This window comes from Curtobacterium sp. TXMA1, from assembly GCF_020162095.1.
Classification (GTDB): Bacteria; Actinomycetota; Actinomycetes; order Actinomycetales; family Microbacteriaceae; genus Curtobacterium.
The window spans coordinates 1795383-1813460 of record NZ_CP083910.1 but is presented as its reverse complement, the minus strand read 5'-3'; the positions used below and the strand labels follow the sequence as shown (position 1 = coordinate 1813460).

The 18078-nt window shown below is 71.6% G+C and carries 15 protein-coding genes; all 15 read left to right on the top strand.

Annotated elements, in window-relative coordinates:
- Positions 1-26: 26 nt before the first annotated feature.
- The 15 genes from rpe to pyk all read left to right on the top strand — a co-directional run bounded on the left by rpe (position 27) and on the right by pyk (position 17833).
- Positions 27-686, top strand: a complete 660-nt coding sequence (gene rpe / locus LCG91_RS08600) for a ribulose-phosphate 3-epimerase (protein WP_224441126.1) — start codon at positions 27-29, stop codon at positions 684-686.
- 113 nt (positions 687-799) lie between these two features.
- Positions 800-1063 carry a phosphoribosyl-ATP diphosphatase gene (locus LCG91_RS08595; protein ID WP_058726551.1) on the top strand — a complete coding sequence of 88 codons (264 nt, stop codon included), beginning with the start codon at positions 800-802 and terminating at the stop codon, positions 1061-1063.
- Positions 1064-1138: 75 nt separating this feature from the next.
- Positions 1139-1978 (top strand): ATP phosphoribosyltransferase, encoded by an 840-nt coding sequence (hisG, locus tag LCG91_RS08590; protein WP_058729106.1) that lies wholly within the window; start codon positions 1139-1141, stop codon positions 1976-1978.
- Between the two features lie 62 nt (positions 1979-2040).
- On the top strand, positions 2041-2796 hold the full coding sequence (hisF, locus tag LCG91_RS08585; RefSeq protein WP_224443116.1) for an imidazole glycerol phosphate synthase subunit HisF: 756 nt from the start codon (positions 2041-2043) through the stop codon (positions 2794-2796).
- 66 nt (positions 2797-2862) lie between these two features.
- Positions 2863-3288: a phosphoribosyl-AMP cyclohydrolase gene (gene hisI / locus LCG91_RS08580; RefSeq protein WP_224441125.1), complete on the top strand. Its 426-nt coding sequence runs from the start codon at positions 2863-2865 to the stop codon at positions 3286-3288.
- Entirely contained in the window at positions 3285-4829 is a 1545-nt protein-coding gene (locus LCG91_RS08575; protein WP_058749785.1) for an anthranilate synthase component I, read from the top strand. The genes hisI and LCG91_RS08575 overlap by 4 nt, the downstream gene beginning before the upstream one ends.
- Complete coding sequence (locus LCG91_RS08570; protein WP_224441124.1) at positions 4826-5581, top strand: Trp biosynthesis-associated membrane protein; 756 nt, start codon at positions 4826-4828, stop codon at positions 5579-5581. The genes LCG91_RS08575 and LCG91_RS08570 overlap by 4 nt, the downstream gene beginning before the upstream one ends.
- Positions 5578-5817: a DUF6704 family protein gene (locus LCG91_RS08565; RefSeq protein ID WP_058729692.1), complete on the top strand. Its 240-nt coding sequence runs from the start codon at positions 5578-5580 to the stop codon at positions 5815-5817. Before LCG91_RS08570 ends, LCG91_RS08565 begins: the two co-directional genes overlap by 4 nt.
- 14 nt (positions 5818-5831) lie before the next feature.
- Positions 5832-6632 (top strand): indole-3-glycerol phosphate synthase TrpC, encoded by an 801-nt coding sequence (trpC, locus tag LCG91_RS08560; RefSeq protein WP_224441123.1) that lies wholly within the window; start codon positions 5832-5834, stop codon positions 6630-6632.
- A 62-nt stretch (positions 6633-6694) separates the two neighbouring features.
- Positions 6695-7909, top strand: a complete 1215-nt coding sequence (gene trpB, locus LCG91_RS08555; protein ID WP_058729693.1) for a tryptophan synthase subunit beta — start codon at positions 6695-6697, stop codon at positions 7907-7909.
- A complete protein-coding gene (gene trpA / locus LCG91_RS08550) occupies positions 7906-8709 on the top strand; it encodes a tryptophan synthase subunit alpha (protein WP_058749782.1) in 804 nt (267 codons plus the stop codon). The genes trpB and trpA overlap by 4 nt, the downstream gene beginning before the upstream one ends.
- A 203-nt stretch (positions 8710-8912) precedes the next feature.
- Positions 8913-9908: a prolipoprotein diacylglyceryl transferase gene (lgt, locus tag LCG91_RS08545; protein WP_137767415.1), complete on the top strand. Its 996-nt coding sequence runs from the start codon at positions 8913-8915 to the stop codon at positions 9906-9908.
- Between the two features lie 215 nt (positions 9909-10123).
- Entirely contained in the window at positions 10124-14731 is a 4608-nt protein-coding gene (gene gltB / locus LCG91_RS08540) for a glutamate synthase large subunit (protein WP_224441122.1), read from the top strand.
- Positions 14732-14790: 59 nt separating this feature from the next.
- Complete coding sequence (locus LCG91_RS08535; RefSeq protein ID WP_058729695.1) at positions 14791-16248, top strand: glutamate synthase subunit beta; 1458 nt, start codon at positions 14791-14793, stop codon at positions 16246-16248.
- A gap of 139 nt (positions 16249-16387) precedes the next feature.
- Positions 16388-17833 (top strand): pyruvate kinase, encoded by a 1446-nt coding sequence (gene pyk / locus LCG91_RS08530; RefSeq protein WP_058729696.1) that lies wholly within the window; start codon positions 16388-16390, stop codon positions 17831-17833.
- Positions 17834-18078: the final 245 nt, after the last annotated feature.

Genomic DNA, 18078 nt, shown 5'->3' with positions numbered 1-18078 from the left:
CCGACGGTGCTCGGTAGGGTTGCACGGTGACGATCCGCATCTCGCCGAGCATCCTGTCCGCCGACTTCGCCAACCTCGAGCGGGAGCTGCACCGCATCGAGAGCGCCGACATGGTGCACGTCGACGTGATGGACAACCACTTCGTCCCGAACCTCACGCTGGGCCTGCCGATCGTGCAGCGCCTGCAGGAGGTCTCCCCGGTGCCGCTGGACGTCCACCTGATGATCACCGACGCGGACACGCAGGCGCCGAAGTACGCGGAGACGGGCGCCTCGAGCGTCACGTTCCACTTCGAGGCCGCCGACGACCCGGTGGCGACCGCCGCGGCGATCCGGTCGAACGGGGCCCGTGCGGCCGTCGCCGTGAAGCCCGGTACGCCGATCACGCAAGTGCTCCACCACCTCGACTCCTACGACATGATCCTGCTCATGACCGTCGAGCCCGGGTTCGGCGGGCAGTCCTTCATGCCGTCCGTCATGCCGAAGCTGGCCGACGCCCGCGCCGCGGTCGACGCCTCCGGGCTCGACGTGTGGCTCGAGGTCGACGGGGGCATCGCGGTGGACACGGTCCCCGACGCCGTCCGCAGCGGCGCCGACACGCTCGTCGCCGGGTCCGCCGTGTACGGCGGCGAGCCCGCCCAGCGCATCGCCGACCTGCGTCAGGCGGCAGCGGCGGCCCGCGCGTGACCGGCGTCGCAGGCCGCGGGACGACCGCCGACGCCGACGAGACGGACGCGACCGGTGCCTCCCGTCCGGACGGTGCGTCAGCCGCGTCCGCGCAGGACGGTAGCCTGGACACCGTGAAGACGTTCGACGACCTGTTCGCGGAGCTGACCGAGAAGGCGCGCACGCGCCCCGAGGGCTCCGGCACCGTCGCCGAACTGGACGCCGGCGTGCACCAGATCGGCAAGAAGATCGTGGAAGAGGCCGCCGAGGTATGGATGGCGGCCGAGTACGAGGGCGACGAGCGCACCTCGGAGGAGATCTCGCAGCTGATCTACCACCTCCAGGTGCTCATGGTCGCCAAGGGGCTCACCCCGGCGGACGTCTGGCGACATCTGTAGGCACCCGCGACGCGCCGACCGAGCGCAGCCGCGACCCGCAGTCGTCCCGACCTCCAGCAGAAAGCAGACCCCCTGATGCTCCGCATCGCCGTGCCCAACAAGGGCTCGCTGTCCGAGACCGCCTCCGAGATGCTCAAGGAGGCGGGGTACGCCGGTCGCCGCGACCCGAAGGCGCTCCACCTGCTCGACGAACGCAACGGCGTCGAGTTCTTCTTCCTCCGTCCCCGCGACATCGCGACCTACGTCGGTTCCGGCGCGCTCGACGTCGGCATCACCGGCCGCGACCTGCTGCTCGACTCCGGGTCGGCGGCGCACGAGGTCGACGCGCTCGGGTTCGCCGACTCGACGTTCCGGTTCGCGGGCACGCCGGGGCGCTTCACCGCGCTGCAGGACCTCGACGGCGTGCGGGTGGCGACGAGCTACCCGGGTCTGGTGGGCGAGTTCCTCGCGCAGCACGGGGTGACCGCGACGCTCGTGAAGCTCGACGGGGCCGTGGAGAGCGCGGTGCGCCTGGGGGTCGCGGACGCCGTGGCCGACGTCGTCTCCACCGGGAGCACCCTGCGCGCCGCCGGCCTCGAGATCTTCGGCCCCGTCATCCTCGAGTCGACCGCGCTGCTCATCTCGACCGACGAGACGATCCCGGGCATCGACGTCCTCCGCCGCCGCCTGCAGGGCGTGCTCGTCGCCCGCGGCTACGTGATGCTCGACTACGACATCCCCACGGACCTGCTCGAGCAGGCGACCGCGGTGGCCTCCGGCATCGAGTCGCCAACGGTCTCCCCGCTGCACGGTCGCGACTGGTCCGCGGTCCGGGTGATGATCCCGCGCGAGGACGCGAACCTCATCATGGACGCGCTCTACGACCTCGGCGCGCGCGCCATCCTCGTCAGCCCGATCCACGCCGCACGCCTGTGAGCGCGGCAGCGCAGCCGGACGGCACCGGGTCGGACAGCGGCGTCGCCGGTGCCGCGGGCGGGGTGTCGGTCCGGGTCGTCCCGTGCCTCGACGTGCAGGGCGGTCGCGTCGTCAAGGGCGTGAACTTCCTCGACCTGCAGGACGCCGGCGACCCGGTCGAACTCGCGGCCCGCTACTACGAGCAGGGCGCGGACGAACTCACCTTCCTGGACGTCGGTGCGACGGTCGAGAACCGCGCGACGATGTACGACACGGTCACCCGCACCGCGGAGCAGGTCTTCATCCCGCTCACCGTCGGCGGCGGCGTCCGGAGCGTCGACGACGTCTCCCGCCTGCAGCAGTGCGGTGCGGACAAGATCGGTGTGAACAGCGCGGCGATCGCCCGGCCGGCGCTGGTCGGCGAGATCGCCGACCGCTTCGGCGCGCAGGCGGTCGTGCTCTCCCTCGACGTGAAGCGTTCGGACCGCATGCCGTCCGGCTTCGTCGTCACCACGCACGGCGGTCGCACCGAGTCCGACCTCGACGCGATCGACTGGGCCCGCGAGGGCGTCGAGCGCGGCGCGGGCGAGCTGCTCGTCAACTCGATCGACGCCGACGGCACGAAGAACGGCTTCGACCTCGAGCTCATCGCCGCGGTGCGCGCGGTCTCGTCGGTCCCGGTCATCGGTTCGGGAGGCGCTGGTCGCGTCGAGCACTTCGCCCCGGCCGTCGAGGCGGGAGCGGACGCCGTCCTCGCCGCCAGCGTCTTCCACCGCGGGGAGATGACCATCGGGGACGTCAAGGCAGCGCTGCGCGCCGCCGGCCAGCCCGTGCGCTGACACCCGCCCGCCGACAACCGCCGCCGGCACTCGTCCGCCGGCACCCCGCCGTAGGCTAGGAGTCCCATGACCGACAGCACCAGCACCAGCACGGAGGCGGTCCTCGACCGCGCACGGTTCGGGCACGACGGGCTGCTCCCCGCAGTCGTGCAGGAGGAGTCCTCGAAGGACGTCCTCATGCTCGGCTGGATGGACCGCGAAGCCCTCCGCCGCACCCTCACCGAGGGCCGCGTGACCTTCTGGTCGCGCTCGCGCCAGGAGTACTGGCGCAAGGGCGACACATCCGGGCACGCGCAGTACGTCCGTGCCGCGGCGCTCGACTGCGACGACGACACCCTGCTCGTCACCGTGCAGCAGGTCGGAGCGGCGTGCCACACCGGTGCGCACAGCTGCTTCGAGGTCGACCCGCTCGACCCGGTGACGGCGTCCGCGCCGACCGGAGCCGCGGCCGACGCGCACGGACCGACCACGGCCGTGGAGGAGACCCGATGACCGACGCGAGCCGCGCGGAGGAGCCGCGCACGACCTCCCGGCAGGCCTTCGACGAGCTGCTGGACGGCCACCGCGTCGTCCCGGTCGTCCGCGCCCTGTTCGCCGACAGCGAGACGCCCGTCGGCGTCTACCGCAAGCTCGCGGACGGCCGCCCCGGGTCGTTCCTGCTCGAATCAGCCGGGCAGGGCGGGCTCTGGTCACGCTGGTCGTTCGTCGGGGTCCGGAGCTTCGGCGTCCTGACCCAGGACGGCGACCGCGCCGCGTGGATCGACACCGGCATCCCGGCGTCCCGCGCCGTGGACTCGCTCGACGGCGCGCCGCTCGACGTGCTCGCCCGCCTCCACGACCGGTGGGCGACCCCGCGCGTGCCGGGCACCCCGCCGCTCGTCGGCGGGACCGTCGGGTTCATCGGGTGGGAGGCCGTCCGGCAGCTCGAGCACCTGCCGGACGTCCCGCCCGCCGACTTCGAGGTCCCCGGCCAGGCGCTGGCCTTCGTGTCCGAACTCGCGGCGCTCGACCACCGCACGGGCCTCGTGCTCCTGGTCGCGAGCGTCCTCAACGACGGGACCGACGACGCCGACACGATGTGGTCGGACGCGCAGGCGCGGCTCGACCGGATGCAGGCGGACCTGGTGCAGCCGAGCCCGGCGACCGTGGCCGAGGCGTTCGAGATCGCCGAGCCGACCCCGCGCCACCGGACGACGCCCGAGGACTACATGGCCGCGGTCGAGCGGTCGAAGGACTTCATCCGCGACGGCGACGTCTTCCAGGTCGTCATCTCGCAGCGCTTCGACCACGACGTCACGGCCGACCCGCTCGACGTGTACCGGGTGCTGCGGACCCTGAACCCCAGCCCCTACATGTACTTCCTCGCGCTGGCGGACACCGACGACGAGCGCTCCTGGATCGTGGGCGCCTCACCGGAGGCCCTCGTGAAGGTGCAGGACGGGCGGGCGATCACCCACCCGATCGCGGGGTCCCGGCCCCGGGGTGCGAGTCCGGTCGAGGACGTGCGCCTCGGCGACGAGCTGCTCGCCGACCCGAAGGAGCGCGCCGAGCACCTGATGCTCGTCGACCTCGCCCGCAACGACCTGCAGAAGGTCTGTGAGCCGGGGACCGTCGCGGTGACCGAGTTCATGACGGTCGAACGCTTCAGCCACATCATGCACCTGGTGTCGAGCGTGGAGGGGTCGGTGCGTCCGGGAGCCTCGGCGATCGACGTCTTCCGCGCGACCTTCCCGGCCGGCACGCTGTCGGGTGCGCCGAAGCCGCGCGCGCTCGAGATCATCGACGAGCTCGAGCCGGCGAAGCGCGGCGCGTACGCGGGGGTCGTCGGCTACTTCGACTTCGCCGGCGACGCCGACCTGGCGATCGCCATCCGCACCGCCCTCATCAAGGACGGAGTCGCGCGTGTGCAGGCCGGCGCCGGACTCGTCGCCGACTCCGACCCGCACACCGAGCACGTCGAGGCGGTCAACAAGGCCGCCGCACCCCTGCGTGCCGTCGCGACCGCGAACCGCATGCGCGAGGTCCGGTCGTGAAGCGCTCCCGCCCGCTCGTCGTCGTCGCCGGCCTCGCGGTCGCGGGGATCGTGATGCTCTCGTGGACCCAGACCTGGTTCACGGTGCACCTGCACGCCGGCACCGCCGTCGTGCCGCGGGTCGTCGCCGACGGTGCCGCAGTCGTGCCGCAGTACACGGCGCTGGCGATCGCGAGCCTGGCGCTGTTCCTCGCGTTGACGATCGCCGGCCGGGTGCTCCGTGTCGTGCTCGCGGCGGTCGAGGTGCTGCTCGGCCTCGCGGTCGTCGCGACCGGCATCGGTGCGTTGGCCGACCCGGTCGCCGCGTCGAAGGGCGCGGTCGGCGAGGTCGCCGGCGTCAGCGACACCGCGGCCGTGCGCCAGGTCGTCGACCGGGTCGACGTCACCGCGTGGCCCGCCGTGGGCATCGCCGGCGGTGTGCTGGCCGTCGTCCTCGGCATCGTCGTGTTCGTCGTGCAGCGGAACTGGCCCGGCCCGACGCGGAAGTACGCGGCCGCGACCGCGGGCGCCGCAGCGGACGCCCGTGCCGCCGCCCCGACCCAGCGCGACGCGATCACGGACTGGGACGACCTGAGCGCCGGGGACGACCCGACCGCCGGCCCTGCCGCCGGACCTGCCGCCGGGCACGGTGCCGGCACCACCGCGGCGACGCCCGGGGTCGGCGCGGTGGGGGAGTCGCCCACGACCGACACGGTAGGATCGGATCGGCGCCGATCGGACGACGGCGCCGGAGCAGAACGAGGAGCACCGTGAGCAACACTGAGCCCGCAGAACTCGGCGAAGGCCACTCGCCCGCCGCATGGACCGCCGTCGTGATCATGCTGATCGGCTTCGCGGCAGGCACGCTGTTCTTCTGGTTCGACCTGGCCTGGGGCGTCTGGGCCTCCGCCGCCGTCGTGGTGATCGGTCTCGTCGTCGGCGCCGTGATGGCGAAGGCGGGCTACGGCGTCAACGGTCCGAAGTTCGTCCCCAAGCACCACTCGGAGTAGTCACCGTGCCGAACGTGCTCGAGACCCTCGTCGCGGGCGCGCTCGAGGACGCAGCCGCCCGTCGTGCCGACCGTCCGACCGCCGACGTCGAACGTGACCTCGACCGGGTGGCGTCGCCCCTCGACGCCCTCGCGTTCCTGGCGCCCGGCGACCGGGTGAAGATCCTCGCCGAGGTCAAGCGCGCGAGTCCCTCGCGTGGCTCCATGGCGCCCATCGAGGACCCGGCCGCCCTCGCCGCCGACTACGAGCGCGGCGGCGCGTCGACGATCAGCGTCCTCACCGAGGGACGGAAGTTCCTCGGCAGCCTCGCCGACCTCGAGGCGGTCAAGGCGCGTGTGTCGCTGCCGGTGCTCCGGAAGGACTTCATCGCGGAGCCGTACCAGGTGCTCGAGGCCCGCGCGGCCGGTGCCGACCTGGTGCTGCTCATCGTGGCGGCGCTGGAGCAGCGGCAGCTCGTGGAGCTGCACGAGCTCGCCGAACAGCTCGGCATGCGCGTCCTGGTCGAGGCGCACTCCGGGGACGAGGTCGCCCGCGGCCTCGACGCCGGCGCGCGGATCCTCGGCGTCAACGCTCGTGACCTGACCGACTTCTCGCTGGACCGCGACCTGTTCGGCTCGCTCGCCGACCGCATCCCCGACGGGGTCGTGCGCGTCGCCGAGTCGGCCGTCGCCGGTCCCGCCGACGTCGCCCACTACCGCGCTGCGGGGGCCGACGTCGTCCTGGTGGGGGAGGCGCTCGTCACGGGCGCGGACCCCGCCACCACCCTCGCGTCGTTCATCGCCGCAGCGGACGGCTCCGGCCGCTCGCGCGCCTGACCGACACCGTCCCACCGGTCGCTCCGCACGTCGGGGCGACCGAACACCCCGGGAGACCCACCGTGACCTCACTCCGTGACCTGCAGGGCCCGTACTTCGGTGACTTCGGCGGACGCTTCGTCCCCGAGTCGCTCGTGCTCGCGCTCGACGAGCTCGAGACCGCCTTCCGCGAGGCCTGGGCGGACCCGGCGTTCCGCGCGGAGCTCGACACGCTCCAGCGCGAGTACACCGGTCGCCCGTCGATCATCACCGAGGCGCCGCGGTTCGCGAAGCACGCCGGTGGTGCCCGGATCATCCTCAAGCGCGAGGACCTCAACCACACCGGCTCGCACAAGATCAACAACGTGCTCGGTCAGGCGCTCGTCGCGAAGCGGCTCGGCAAGACCCGGCTGATCGCGGAGACGGGTGCCGGCCAGCACGGTGTCGCCACCGCGACGGCCGCGGCCCTGTTCGGCATGGACTGCGTCGTCTACATGGGCGCGGTCGACACCGAGCGCCAGGCCCTGAACGTCGCCCGGATGCGGCTGCTCGGCGCCGAGGTGATCCCCGTCGAGACCGGCTCGCGCACCCTCAAGGACGCCATCAACGACGCCCTGCGCGACTGGGTGGCGAACGTCGACTCGACGCACTACCTGCTCGGCACCGTCGCGGGACCGCACCCGTTCCCGGAGATGGTCCGCGAGTTCCACAAGGTGATCGGGGAAGAGGCCCGTCAGCAGGTCCTCGACCGTGTCGGTCGCCTGCCGGACGCCGTCGCCGCGTGCGTCGGCGGTGGGTCGAACGCGATGGGCATCTTCGAGGCGTTCCTCGACGACGAGTCCGTCCGGCTGCACGGCTTCGAGGCGGGCGGCGACGGCATCGAGACCGGTCGGCACGCCGCGAGCATCTCGCTCGGCCGCACCGGTGTGCTCCAGGGCACGATGTCGTACCTCATGCAGGACGAGGACGGCCAGACCATCGAGAGCCACAGCATCTCCGCTGGCCTCGACTACCCGAGCGTCGGCCCGGAGCACGCCTACCTGGCGTCGATCGGCCGCGCGCAGTACAGCCCGGTCACCGACACCGAGGCGATGGAGGCCTTCCGCCTGCTCGCCCGCACCGAGGGCATCCTGCCGGCGATCGAGTCGGCGCACGCCCTGGCCGGCGCGATCACGCTCGGCAAGGAGCTCGGCCCGGACGGCGTCGTGCTGGTGTCCCTGTCCGGACGTGGCGACAAGGACGTCGCGTCCGCCAGTCGCTACTTCGGCATCCTCGACGAGAACGCGGTGCAGCTGTGACGAACACCGGGACGAACCGGTCGGTCGCGACGACGATCGACACCGCCAATGCCGAGCGTGCCGGAGCCGTCGTCGGCTACCTGCCCGCCGGCTTCCCCGACCTGCAGACGAGCGTGGACGCCGCGGTCGCCCTCGCCGAGAACGGCGTCGACGTCATCGAGCTCGGCCTGCCGTACTCCGACCCCGTGATGGACGGCCCGGTCATCCAGCGCGCGGCCGAGGAGAGCCTGGCGAACGGCTTCCGTGTCGCGCAGGTCTTCGACGCGGTCGACCAGATCACGAACCGGGTCGACGTCCCCGTCCTCGTGATGACGTACTGGAACCCGGTGCTCCGCTACGGCGTGGACCGTTTCGCCGACGACCTGGTCTCGGCCGGCGCGTCCGGGCTGATCACGCCGGACCTCATCCCGGACGAGGGGCGCGCCTGGATCGATGCGTCCGAGCGCACCGGGCTCGACCGAGTGTTCCTCGCGGCGCCGTCCTCGACGGACGCCCGCATGGAGCAGGCGGTCCACTCGAGTCGCGGCTTCGTCTACGCGGTGTCGACGATGGGCGTCACCGGTGCACGGGTCGGTGTCGACACCGCCGCCCGCACCGTCGTGTCACGACTCCGTGACGCCGGCGTGGAGCGCACGTGCGTCGGCCTCGGCATCTCGACCGCCGACCAGGTGCGCGAGGTGCTCGAGTACGCGGACGGCGCGATCATCGGCTCCGCCTTCGTGCGTGCCCTCGCCGACCTCGGCGTCCAGGGGGTCGCCGACCGCGCGGCCGACCTGACCGGCGGCGCCGCGCGCGGCTGACGCGGCCACCCCGTGCGGACGGGAGGCGCGGTGCGGGTGGGCCGACCGGCTCACCGGTACCGCGCCTCCCGTCCGTCCCGGTCACGGTTCCCACAGGACCGGCCCCCTGGTTCCTGGTGGGCGCGGTTCCCGCGCTACAGTGAGCGGGGCCGACCCTCCAGCGGCACCGCGGCCGTCCAGCACCGAAAGGCGACAGCACCTCCATGCCCCTCCTGAGCATCCCGAGCCCGAGCACCGCGTGGCAGTACTTCGACCTGACCGCCTGGGTACGCGACGTCTTCGGGTTGTCACTGCCGCTCGACTTCCGGATCCACGCGTACGCCATCTGCATCCTGCTGGGCATCGTCGCTGCCGTCGTGCTGGCGAACCGTCGGCTCAACGCACGCGGGGTCGAGCGCTGGATCATCATCGACATCGCGATCTGGGCGGTGCCGGCGGGCATCATCGGCGGTCGACTCTTCCACGTGTTCACGCACGTGAGCGACTACTTCGGTCCCGGGCGTGACCCGCTGTCGTTCCTCTACGTGTGGGAGGGCGGCCTGGCGATCTTCGGCGCGCTCATCCTCGGATCGCTCGGCGCGTACATCGGGTGCCGCCAGGTCGGCCTGCGCTTCTCGACCCTGATCGACGCCATCGCCCCGGGCGTCCTGCTCGCCCAGGCCTTCGGCCGCCTCGGCAACTACTTCAACCACGAGCTCTTCGGCATGCCGACGAGCCTGCCGTGGGGTCTCGAGATCGAGTCGACGAACGCCGCGTTCCCGAAGGGCCTGCCCGAGGGCACGCTCTTCCACCCGACCTTCCTCTACGAGATCATCTGGAACGTCGTCGGCGTCGTCGTGATCCTGCTGCTCGACAAGCGCTTCCGGCTGCAGTGGGGCAAGGTCATGGCGCTCTACCTGATCTGGTACGGCACCGGCCGTTCGGTGCTCGAGTCCATCCGCGTCGACACGAGCGAGACCTTCTTCGGGATCCGCACCAACGTGTGGATGTCCTTCGCCGCGATCCTGCTCGGCATCGTGATCTTCCTCGTGCAGACGCGTCGGCACACCGGTGCGGAGCCGAGCCCGTACCTGCCGGGTCGCGAGCCGCGTCGGACCTCCGATGTAGACTCGGACGACACCTGGTCGGAACACGACGACGACGCTCCGGCGACCGACGTCGACGCCGATCCGGTCCCTGCAGCAGGCCGCGCGCGGTAACTCCGCGACCGGCAGCACCCGCTCCGCGGACGGCACCCGCCGGCCACGGAGCACCCTCCGCACGGTCGGGTCACCACGAGTGGCCCCGCCACCTCGCGCGTCGTCTGCGCACCCTCCACGGCGACGCGCACGGGCACCAGTCCCGCCCGCTCGGGCGGAACGCACCACCGGGCCACCGACGTCCCTGTTCCACTTCCTCGTGAGGACGGTTCCCCATGGCGCTCCAGCCAGACCCTGCCCCCCGTTCGACGCGCTCCCTGCAGCCGGCGCACCGACGCTTCTCGGCCGTGCCCGAGGCCACGGGTGCGTACGACCCGGCGAACGAGAAGGACGCCTGCGGCCTCGCGATGGTCGCGACGCTCCGCGGCACCGCCGGGCACGACATCGTCGACGCCGCGCTCGGCGCGCTCCGGAACCTCGAGCACCGTGGTGCCGTGGGGTCCGACGCCGGCACCGGTGACGGTGCGGGCATCCTGTGCCAGGTGCCGGACGCGTTCCTCCGCGACGAGGTCGACTTCGACCTGCCCGCGGCGGGGGAGTACGCCGTCGGCACGGCGTACCTGCCCGTCGACGAGGACGAGCGCCATGCGGTGAAGGGCGCCGTCGAGCGCATCGCCCGCGAAGAGGGCCTCAAGGTGCTCGGCTGGCGCGAGGTGCCCGTGCGACCCGACGTGCTGGGCACGCTCGCGCGTGCGGCGATGCCGGCGTTCGAGCAGCTCTTCGTGGCCTCGACCCGGCACGACGTGCACGGTGCCGCGTGGAGCGGGATCGCCCTCGACCGGCAGGCGTTCCGGCTGCGCAAGCGCGCGGAGCACGGCGTCGAGGTCTACTTCATGTCGCTGTCGAGCCGGACGATGGTCTACAAGGGCATGGTCACGACGCTCCAGCTCGAGCCGTTCTACCCGGACCTCAGCGACGAGCGCTTCGCGTCGAAGCTCGCGATCGTGCACTCCCGGTACTCGACCAACACGTTCCCGTCCTGGCCGCTCGCGCAGCCGTTCCGCACGCTCGCGCACAACGGTGAGATCAACACCGTCCGTGGCAACCGCAACTGGATGCGGGCGCGCCAGTCGCAGCTCGAGAGCGAGCTCCTCGGCGACCTCGCCCCGCTGCTGCCGATCGTCAGCCCGGGCGCGAGCGACTCGGCGTCGTTCGACGAGACCCTCGAGCTGCTCACCCTGACCGGCCGCTCGCTGCCGCACGCGGTGTCGATGATGGTGCCGGAGGCCTGGGAGAACCAGGTCGGGATGGACCCGGACCTCCGGGCGTTCTACGAGTACCACTCGATGCTCATGGAGCCGTGGGACGGACCGGCGGCGATCACGTTCACCGACGGAGCGGTCGTCGGTGCGACGCTCGACCGCAACGGCCTGCGCCCCGGGCGATTCCTGGTGACCGACGACGGGCTCATCGTGATGGGGTCGGAGACGGGTGTCATCGACGTCCCGCCGGCCAAGGTCGTGCGCAAGGGCCGCCTGCGCCCCGGCCGGATGTTCGTCGTGGACACCGAGGCCGGGCGGATCATCGAGGACGACGAGGTCAAGCGCGAGCTGGCGACCTCGGGGCCCTGGGCGCAGTGGCTCGACGAGGGCCGCATCAACCTGAGCGACCTCCCGGAGCGCGAGCACATCGTGCACACCCCGGCGTCCGTCACCCGGCGCCAGCGTGCCTTCGGCTACACCGAGGAAGAAGTGCGCATCCTGCTCCGCCCGATGGCGCAGACCGGCGCGGAGCCGCTCGGTGCCATGGGTTCGGACACGCCGATCGCCGTGCTCTCCGAGCGTCCCCGTCTGCTGTTCGACTACTTCACGCAGCAGTTCGCGCAGGTGACGAACCCGCCGCTCGACTCGATCCGTGAACAGGTCATCACCTCGATGGGGATGGGCCTCGGGCCGGAGCGCAACCTGCTGAGCGCCGGGCCCGAGCACGCGAAGCAGATCGTGCTCGACTTCCCGGTCATCGACAACGACGAGCTGGCGAAGATCCAGCACTTCGAGACGGAGTCCGGTCGCCACCTCACGGTGACGATCAAGGGCCTGTACCGCGTCGACGCGGGCAAGAAGGCGATGCAGAAGCGCATCGCGGCGGTCTGCGACGAGGTCGACCAGGCGATCGAGTCGGGCAAGCAGTTCATCGTGCTGTCCGACCGTGACGGCAACGCCGAGCAGGCGCCCGTCCCGAGCCTCCTGCTCCTCGCGGCCGTGCACCACCACCTCATCCGCACCGAGCAGCGCATGAAGGTCGGGCTCATCGTCGAGGCCGGCGACGTGCGCGAGGTCCACCACGTCGCCACCCTGATCGGGTACGGCGCCTCGGCGATCAACCCGTACCTGGCGATGGAGACGTGCGAGAACCTCGTGCGCTCGGGCATGATCACCGGCATCACGCCGGAGCAGGCCGTGAAGAACGTCATCAAGGCGCTCGGCAAGGGCGTTCTGAAGATCATGTCGAAGATGGGCATCTCCACCGTGTCCAGCTACGCCGGCGCCCAGGCGTTCGAGGCGGTCGGACTCAGCCAGGAGTTCGTCGACAAGTACTTCACCGGGACGTCGTCGATCCTCGGCGGGGTCGGCATCGAGGTGATCGCGAAGGAGAACGCCGAGCGGCACGCGCAGGCGTACCCGCAGGACGGCGCGGTGCTCTCGCACGAGCGGCTGCAGACCGGCGGTGAGTACCAGTGGCGCCGTGAGGGTCCGCCGCACCTGTTCAACCCGGACACGGTCTTCCGGCTGCAGCACGCCACGCGTGCGCGTCGGTACGACATCTTCCGCGAGTACTCGCAGGCGGTCGACGACCAGTCCGAGGAACTCATGACGCTCCGCGGGCTGTTCCGGTTCCGCCACGGCGTCCGGAAGCCGATCGCGCTGGACGAGGTCGAGCCGATCGAGTCGATCGTCAAGCGGTTCAACACGGGCGCGATGTCCTACGGGTCGATCTCACAAGAGGCCCACGAGACCCTCGCGATCGCGATGAACCGTCTCGGCGCGCGCTCGAACACGGGCGAGGGCGGCGAGGACGTCGAGCGCCTGCTCGACCCCGAGCGCCGCAGCGCGATCAAGCAGGTCGCGTCCGGGCGCTTCGGCGTCACGAGCATGTACCTGACGCACGCCACCGACATCCAGCTGAAGATGGCGCAGGGCGCGAAGCCCGGCGAGGGCGGGCAGCTACCCCCGACGAAGGTCTACCCCTGGGTCGCGCGCACCCGACACGCGACCGCCGGTGTCGGGCTCATCTCGCCGCCGCCGCACCACGACATCTACTCCATCGAGGACCTCAAGCAGCTCATCTTCGACGTCAAGCGGGCGAACCCGTCCGCTCGCGTCCACGTGAAGCTGGTGAGCCAGTCCGGCATCGGCGCGGTCGCCGCCGGCGTGACGAAGGCCCTGGCCGACGTCGTGCTCGTCTCCGGCCACGACGGCGGGACGGGGGCGTCCCCGCTCAACTCGCTCAAGCACGCGGGCACCCCGTGGGAGATCGGCCTGGCCGAGACCCAGCAGACCCTCATGCTGAACGGCATGCGCGACCGGGTGGTCGTGCAGGTCGACGGGCAGATGAAGACCGGCCGCGACGTGGTCGTGGCGGCGCTGCTCGGCGCCGAGGAGTACGGCTTCGCGACGGCTCCGCTCGTCGTCGAGGGCTGCATCCTGATGCGCGTCTGCCACCTGGACACCTGCCCGGTGGGGGTCGCGACGCAGAACCCCGAACTCCGCAAGCGCTTCACGGGCAAGCCCGAGTTCGTCGTGAACTTCTTCGAGTTCATCGCGCAAGAGGTGCGAGAGCTCCTCGCCGAGCTCGGGTTCCGCTCCCTCGACGAGGCGATCGGGCAGGTCGACGCGCTCGACACCGACCGTGCGATCGAGCACTGGAAGGCCTCCGGGCTCGACCTCGCGCCCGTGCTGCACGGACCGGAGTTCGCCCGCGACGAGCCTCGCCGACACGTCCGCGAGCAGGACCACGAGCTCGACGAGCACTTCGACGTGCAGCTCATCGCGCAGACGGCGGACGTCCTCGAGCACGGCGGCTCCGTCGCGCTCGACCTGCCGATCCGCAACACCGAGCGGGCCGTCGGCACCATGCTCGGCCACGAGGTCACGCTGCGGCACGGCGAGCACGGCCTGCCCGCCGGGTCGATCGACGTCACGCTGCGCGGGTCGGCCGGACAGTCGCTCGGTGCGTTCCTGCCCGCAGGCATCACGCTCCGCCTGGTCGGCGACAGCAACGACTACGTCGGCAAGGGCCTGTCCGGCGGCGCGATCGTCGTCCGCCCGGACACCGAGTCCGGCTTCGACCCGTCGGAGAACGTCATCGCCGGCAACGTCATCGGCTACGGTGCGACGCAGGGGAGCATGTTCATCCGCGGCATCGTGGGTGAGCGCTTCCTCGTCCGGAACTCCGGCGCCACGGCGGTCGTCGAGGGTGTGGGCGACCACGCACTCGAGTACATGACCGGCGGGCTCGCGCTGATCCTGGGCGAGACCGGTCGGAACCTCGGCGCCGGCATGTCCGGCGGCACCGCGTACGTGCGCGGGCTCCGTCGGGAGCACGTGAACGCCGACGCGCTCGCGACCGGTGAGCTGCGGCTCGAGGAGCTCGACAGCGCCGACGTCGAGATCGTCACCGACCTGCTCCGGCAGCACCTCGCGGAGACCGGGTCGACCGTCGCCGGCGACCTGCTCGAGTCCGGTGACCTGGGCGACTTCGTCAAGGTGCTGCCGCGCGACTACGCCGCGGTGCTCGCGACCCGTCAGCAGGCGGTCGACGAGGGCCTCGACCCGGACGGCACGGTCGTCTGGAACCGCATCCTGGAGGTGACCGGTGGCTGACCGCACCGCGACCCCCACGTCCATCCCCAGCACCACCCAGCACGAGCAGGAGGCGAACCGTGGCTGACCCGAAGGGCTTCCTCAAGGTGCAGGAGCGCGAGCTCCCGCCCCGTCGACCCGTCCCCGTGCGGCTCATGGACTGGAAGGAGGTCTACGAGCAGCAGGAGTCCGGCGCCCTGAAGCGGCAGGCCGGTCGCTGCATGGACTGCGGCGTGCCCTTCTGCCACCAGGGCTGCCCGCTGGGCAACCTCATCCCGGAGTGGAACGACCTGACGTGGCGTGGTGAGGGCCGCCAGGCGATCGAGCGGCTGCACGCCACGAACAACTTCCCGGAGTTCACCGGCAAGCTGTGCCCGGCCCCGTGCGAGGCGTCCTGCGTGCTCGGCATCAACCAGCCGCCGGTGACCATCAAGCAGGTCGAGGTCTCGATCATCGACGAGGCCTACAAGAACGGCTGGGTGACCCCGCACCCGCCGGAGCGCCTGACGGGCAAGACCGTCGCGGTCGTGGGCTCCGGTCCCGCCGGCCTCGCCGCCGCCCAGCAGCTGACGCGGGCGGGGCACACCGTCGCCGTCTACGAGCGTGACGACCGGATCGGCGGGCTGCTCCGCTACGGCATCCCGGACTTCAAGATGGAGAAGCGCCAGATCGACGCGCGCCTCGCGCAGATGCAGGCCGAGGGCACCCGCTTCCGCGCCGGCGTCGAGATCGGCGTCGACATCACGTGGGACGACCTGAAGTCCCGCTACGACGCGGTCGTCGTCGCGACCGGTGCGACGGTGCCGCGTGACTTGCCGATCCCCGGGCGCGACCTGGCGGGCGTGCACTACGCCATGGAGTACCTCGTCCAGCAGAACAAGGCGAACGCGGGGACGACCGTCGACAACCAGGTCACGGCCGAGGGCAAGCACGTCGTCGTCATCGGCGGCGGCGACACCGGTGCGGACTGCATCGGCACGGCCCACCGCCAGGGCGCCCTCAGCGTGACGAACCTGGCGATCGGCAAGCAGCCGCCGCTCGAGCGTCCGTCCGAGCAGCCCTGGCCGATGTTCCCGACCGTCTTCGAGGTCACGAGCGCCCACGAGGAGGGCGGCGAGCGGCACTTCCTCGCCTCGACCGTCGAGTTCCTCGGCAACAGCGCCGGCGAGGTCCGCGCGCTGCGGGTCGCCGAGACCGAGTACCTCGACGGCCGTCGTGTCCCGAAGGCCGGCACCGAGCGGGAGATCCCGGCGGACCTGGTCCTCATCGCGATGGGCTTCACCGGCCCCGAGACGGACACGATCGAGCCGCAGCTCGGACTGCCCACGACGGTGTCCGGCGCGGTCGCGCGTCAGGCGGACTACTCGACGAACGAGCCCGGCGTGTTCGTCGCGGGCGACGCCGGCCGCGGCCAGTCGCTCATCGTCTGGGCGATCGCCGAGGGGCGCGCCGCTGCCTCGAAGGTCGATGCGTACCTCGAGGGCTCGACGATCCTGCCGGCACCGGTCAAGGCGACCGACCGCGCACTCACGGTCTGACGCCGTGAACGCACACGGAACACCGGTCCACCGATGAGCAGCAGGCCACCGGCACTCGATAGGGTGCTGGTGGCCTGCTCTCGTTCCGCGCGGCCCCACAGCGCGGAAACCGGCACCACCCACCACACGAAGGAATCCATTGAGACGCGCAAAGATCGTTTCGACGCTCGGTCCGGCTACGTCGGACTACGAGACCGTCAAGGAGATCATCGAAGCGGGCGTCGACGTCGCCCGCCTCAACCTCAGCCACGGTGACTACAGCGTCCACGAGGCGAACTACGAGAACGTCCGTCGCGCCGCTGCGGACCTCGGCAAGCCGGTCGCGATCCTCGTCGACCTGCAGGGTCCGAAGATCCGCCTCGCGAAGTTCGCCGACGGCCCGCACGAGCTCGCCGTCGGCGACGTCTTCACGATCACCACCGAGGACGTCCCCGGCTCGAAGGAGATCTGCGGCACGACGTTCAAGGGCCTGCCGCAGGACGTCAAGCCCGGCGACCCGCTGCTCATCGACGACGGCCGTGTCCGCCTGCGCGTGCTCGACACCGACGGCGTGCGCGTGCGCACCGAGGTGGTCGTCGCCGGCACGGTCTCGAACAACAAGGGCATCAACCTGCCCGGCGTCGCCGTCAACGTCCCCGCGCTGAGCGAGAAGGACGAGGCGGACCTCCGCTGGGCGATCCGCCAGGGCGCCGACCTCATCGCACTGTCGTTCGTGCGCAACGCCGCCGACGTCGACCGTGCCCACGAGATCATGGACGAGGAGGGCAAGCGCCTCCCGATCATCGCCAAGGTCGAGAAGCCGCAGGCCGTCGACGCGCTCGAGGAGATCATCGACGCCTTCGACAGCATCATGGTCGCCCGCGGTGACCTCGGTGTCGAGCTCCCGCTCGAGGCCGTGCCGATCGTGCAGAAGCGCGCCGTCGAGCTGTCCCGTCGCATGGCGAAGCCGGTCATCGTCGCGACGCAGATGCTCGAGTCGATGATCTCGTCGCCGATCCCGACCCGTGCCGAGACCTCCGACGTCGCGAACGCCGTCCTCGACGGTGCGGACGCGGTCATGCTCTCGGGTGAGACCAGCGTCGGCGAGTACCCCGTGCAGACCGTCCGCACGATGGCCCGCATCGTCGAGTCGACCGAGGACCACGGTCTCGAGCGCATCGCCCCGCTCGGCACGAAGCCGCGCACGCTCGGTGGTGCGATCACGCTCGCCGCGGTCGAGATCGCGGAGTTCACCGAGGCGTCCTACCTCTGCGTCTTCACCGAGTCCGGTGACTCGGCACGTCGCATGTCGCGGCTCCGCCACGGCCTGCCGATCATCGCCTTCACCCCGAACGAGGCCACGCGTCGCCGCATGGCGCTCACCTGGGGTGTCCGCTCGTTCCTGGTGGAGCGCAAGACCCACACCGACGAGCTGTTCTCGCAGGTCGACGACGTGCTGCTCGCGAACGGTCTCGCCGCCCCCGGCGACCGGGTGATCGTGACGGCGGGTTCGCCCCCCGGACTCGAGGGCTCGACGAACGACCTGCGCGTGCACCGCGTCGGCGACGCGCACGCCGAGGCGGCTCCCGCCTACGTCAGGGACTGACCCCGGTCACCGCACCCGGTCAGCACGCCGACAGGGCGCGGACGGGAGGCACGGCGCGACACCGCGCACGGCCTCCGGTCCGCGCCCTGTCGCGTCTCCCACGCCCACGCCGTCCGGTCAGCGGCGTCTCGACACGCCGGCGTCGGCGCGAGACGGACCGGAGCGAGGGAGACGCCGCCGGATTCAGCGGCGTCCCGCCGCGACGGCGGCGTCTCGCCGCAACGACTGCGTCCCGCCGCGACGGC

Excerpts from the sequence above, each read along its gene's own strand:
- hisG (WP_058729106.1), top strand. The coding sequence starts at position 1,139 with ATGCTCCGCATCGCCGTGCCCAACAAGGGCTCGCTGTCCGAGACCGCC.
- hisI (WP_224441125.1), top strand. The coding sequence starts at position 2,863 with ATGACCGACAGCACCAGCACCAGCACGGAGGCGGTCCTCGACCGCGCA.
- LCG91_RS08575 (WP_058749785.1), top strand. The coding sequence starts at position 3,285 with ATGACCGACGCGAGCCGCGCGGAGGAGCCGCGCACGACCTCCCGGCAG.
- lgt (WP_137767415.1), top strand. The coding sequence starts at position 8,913 with ATGCCCCTCCTGAGCATCCCGAGCCCGAGCACCGCGTGGCAGTACTTC.
- gltB (WP_224441122.1), top strand. The coding sequence starts at position 10,124 with ATGGCGCTCCAGCCAGACCCTGCCCCCCGTTCGACGCGCTCCCTGCAG.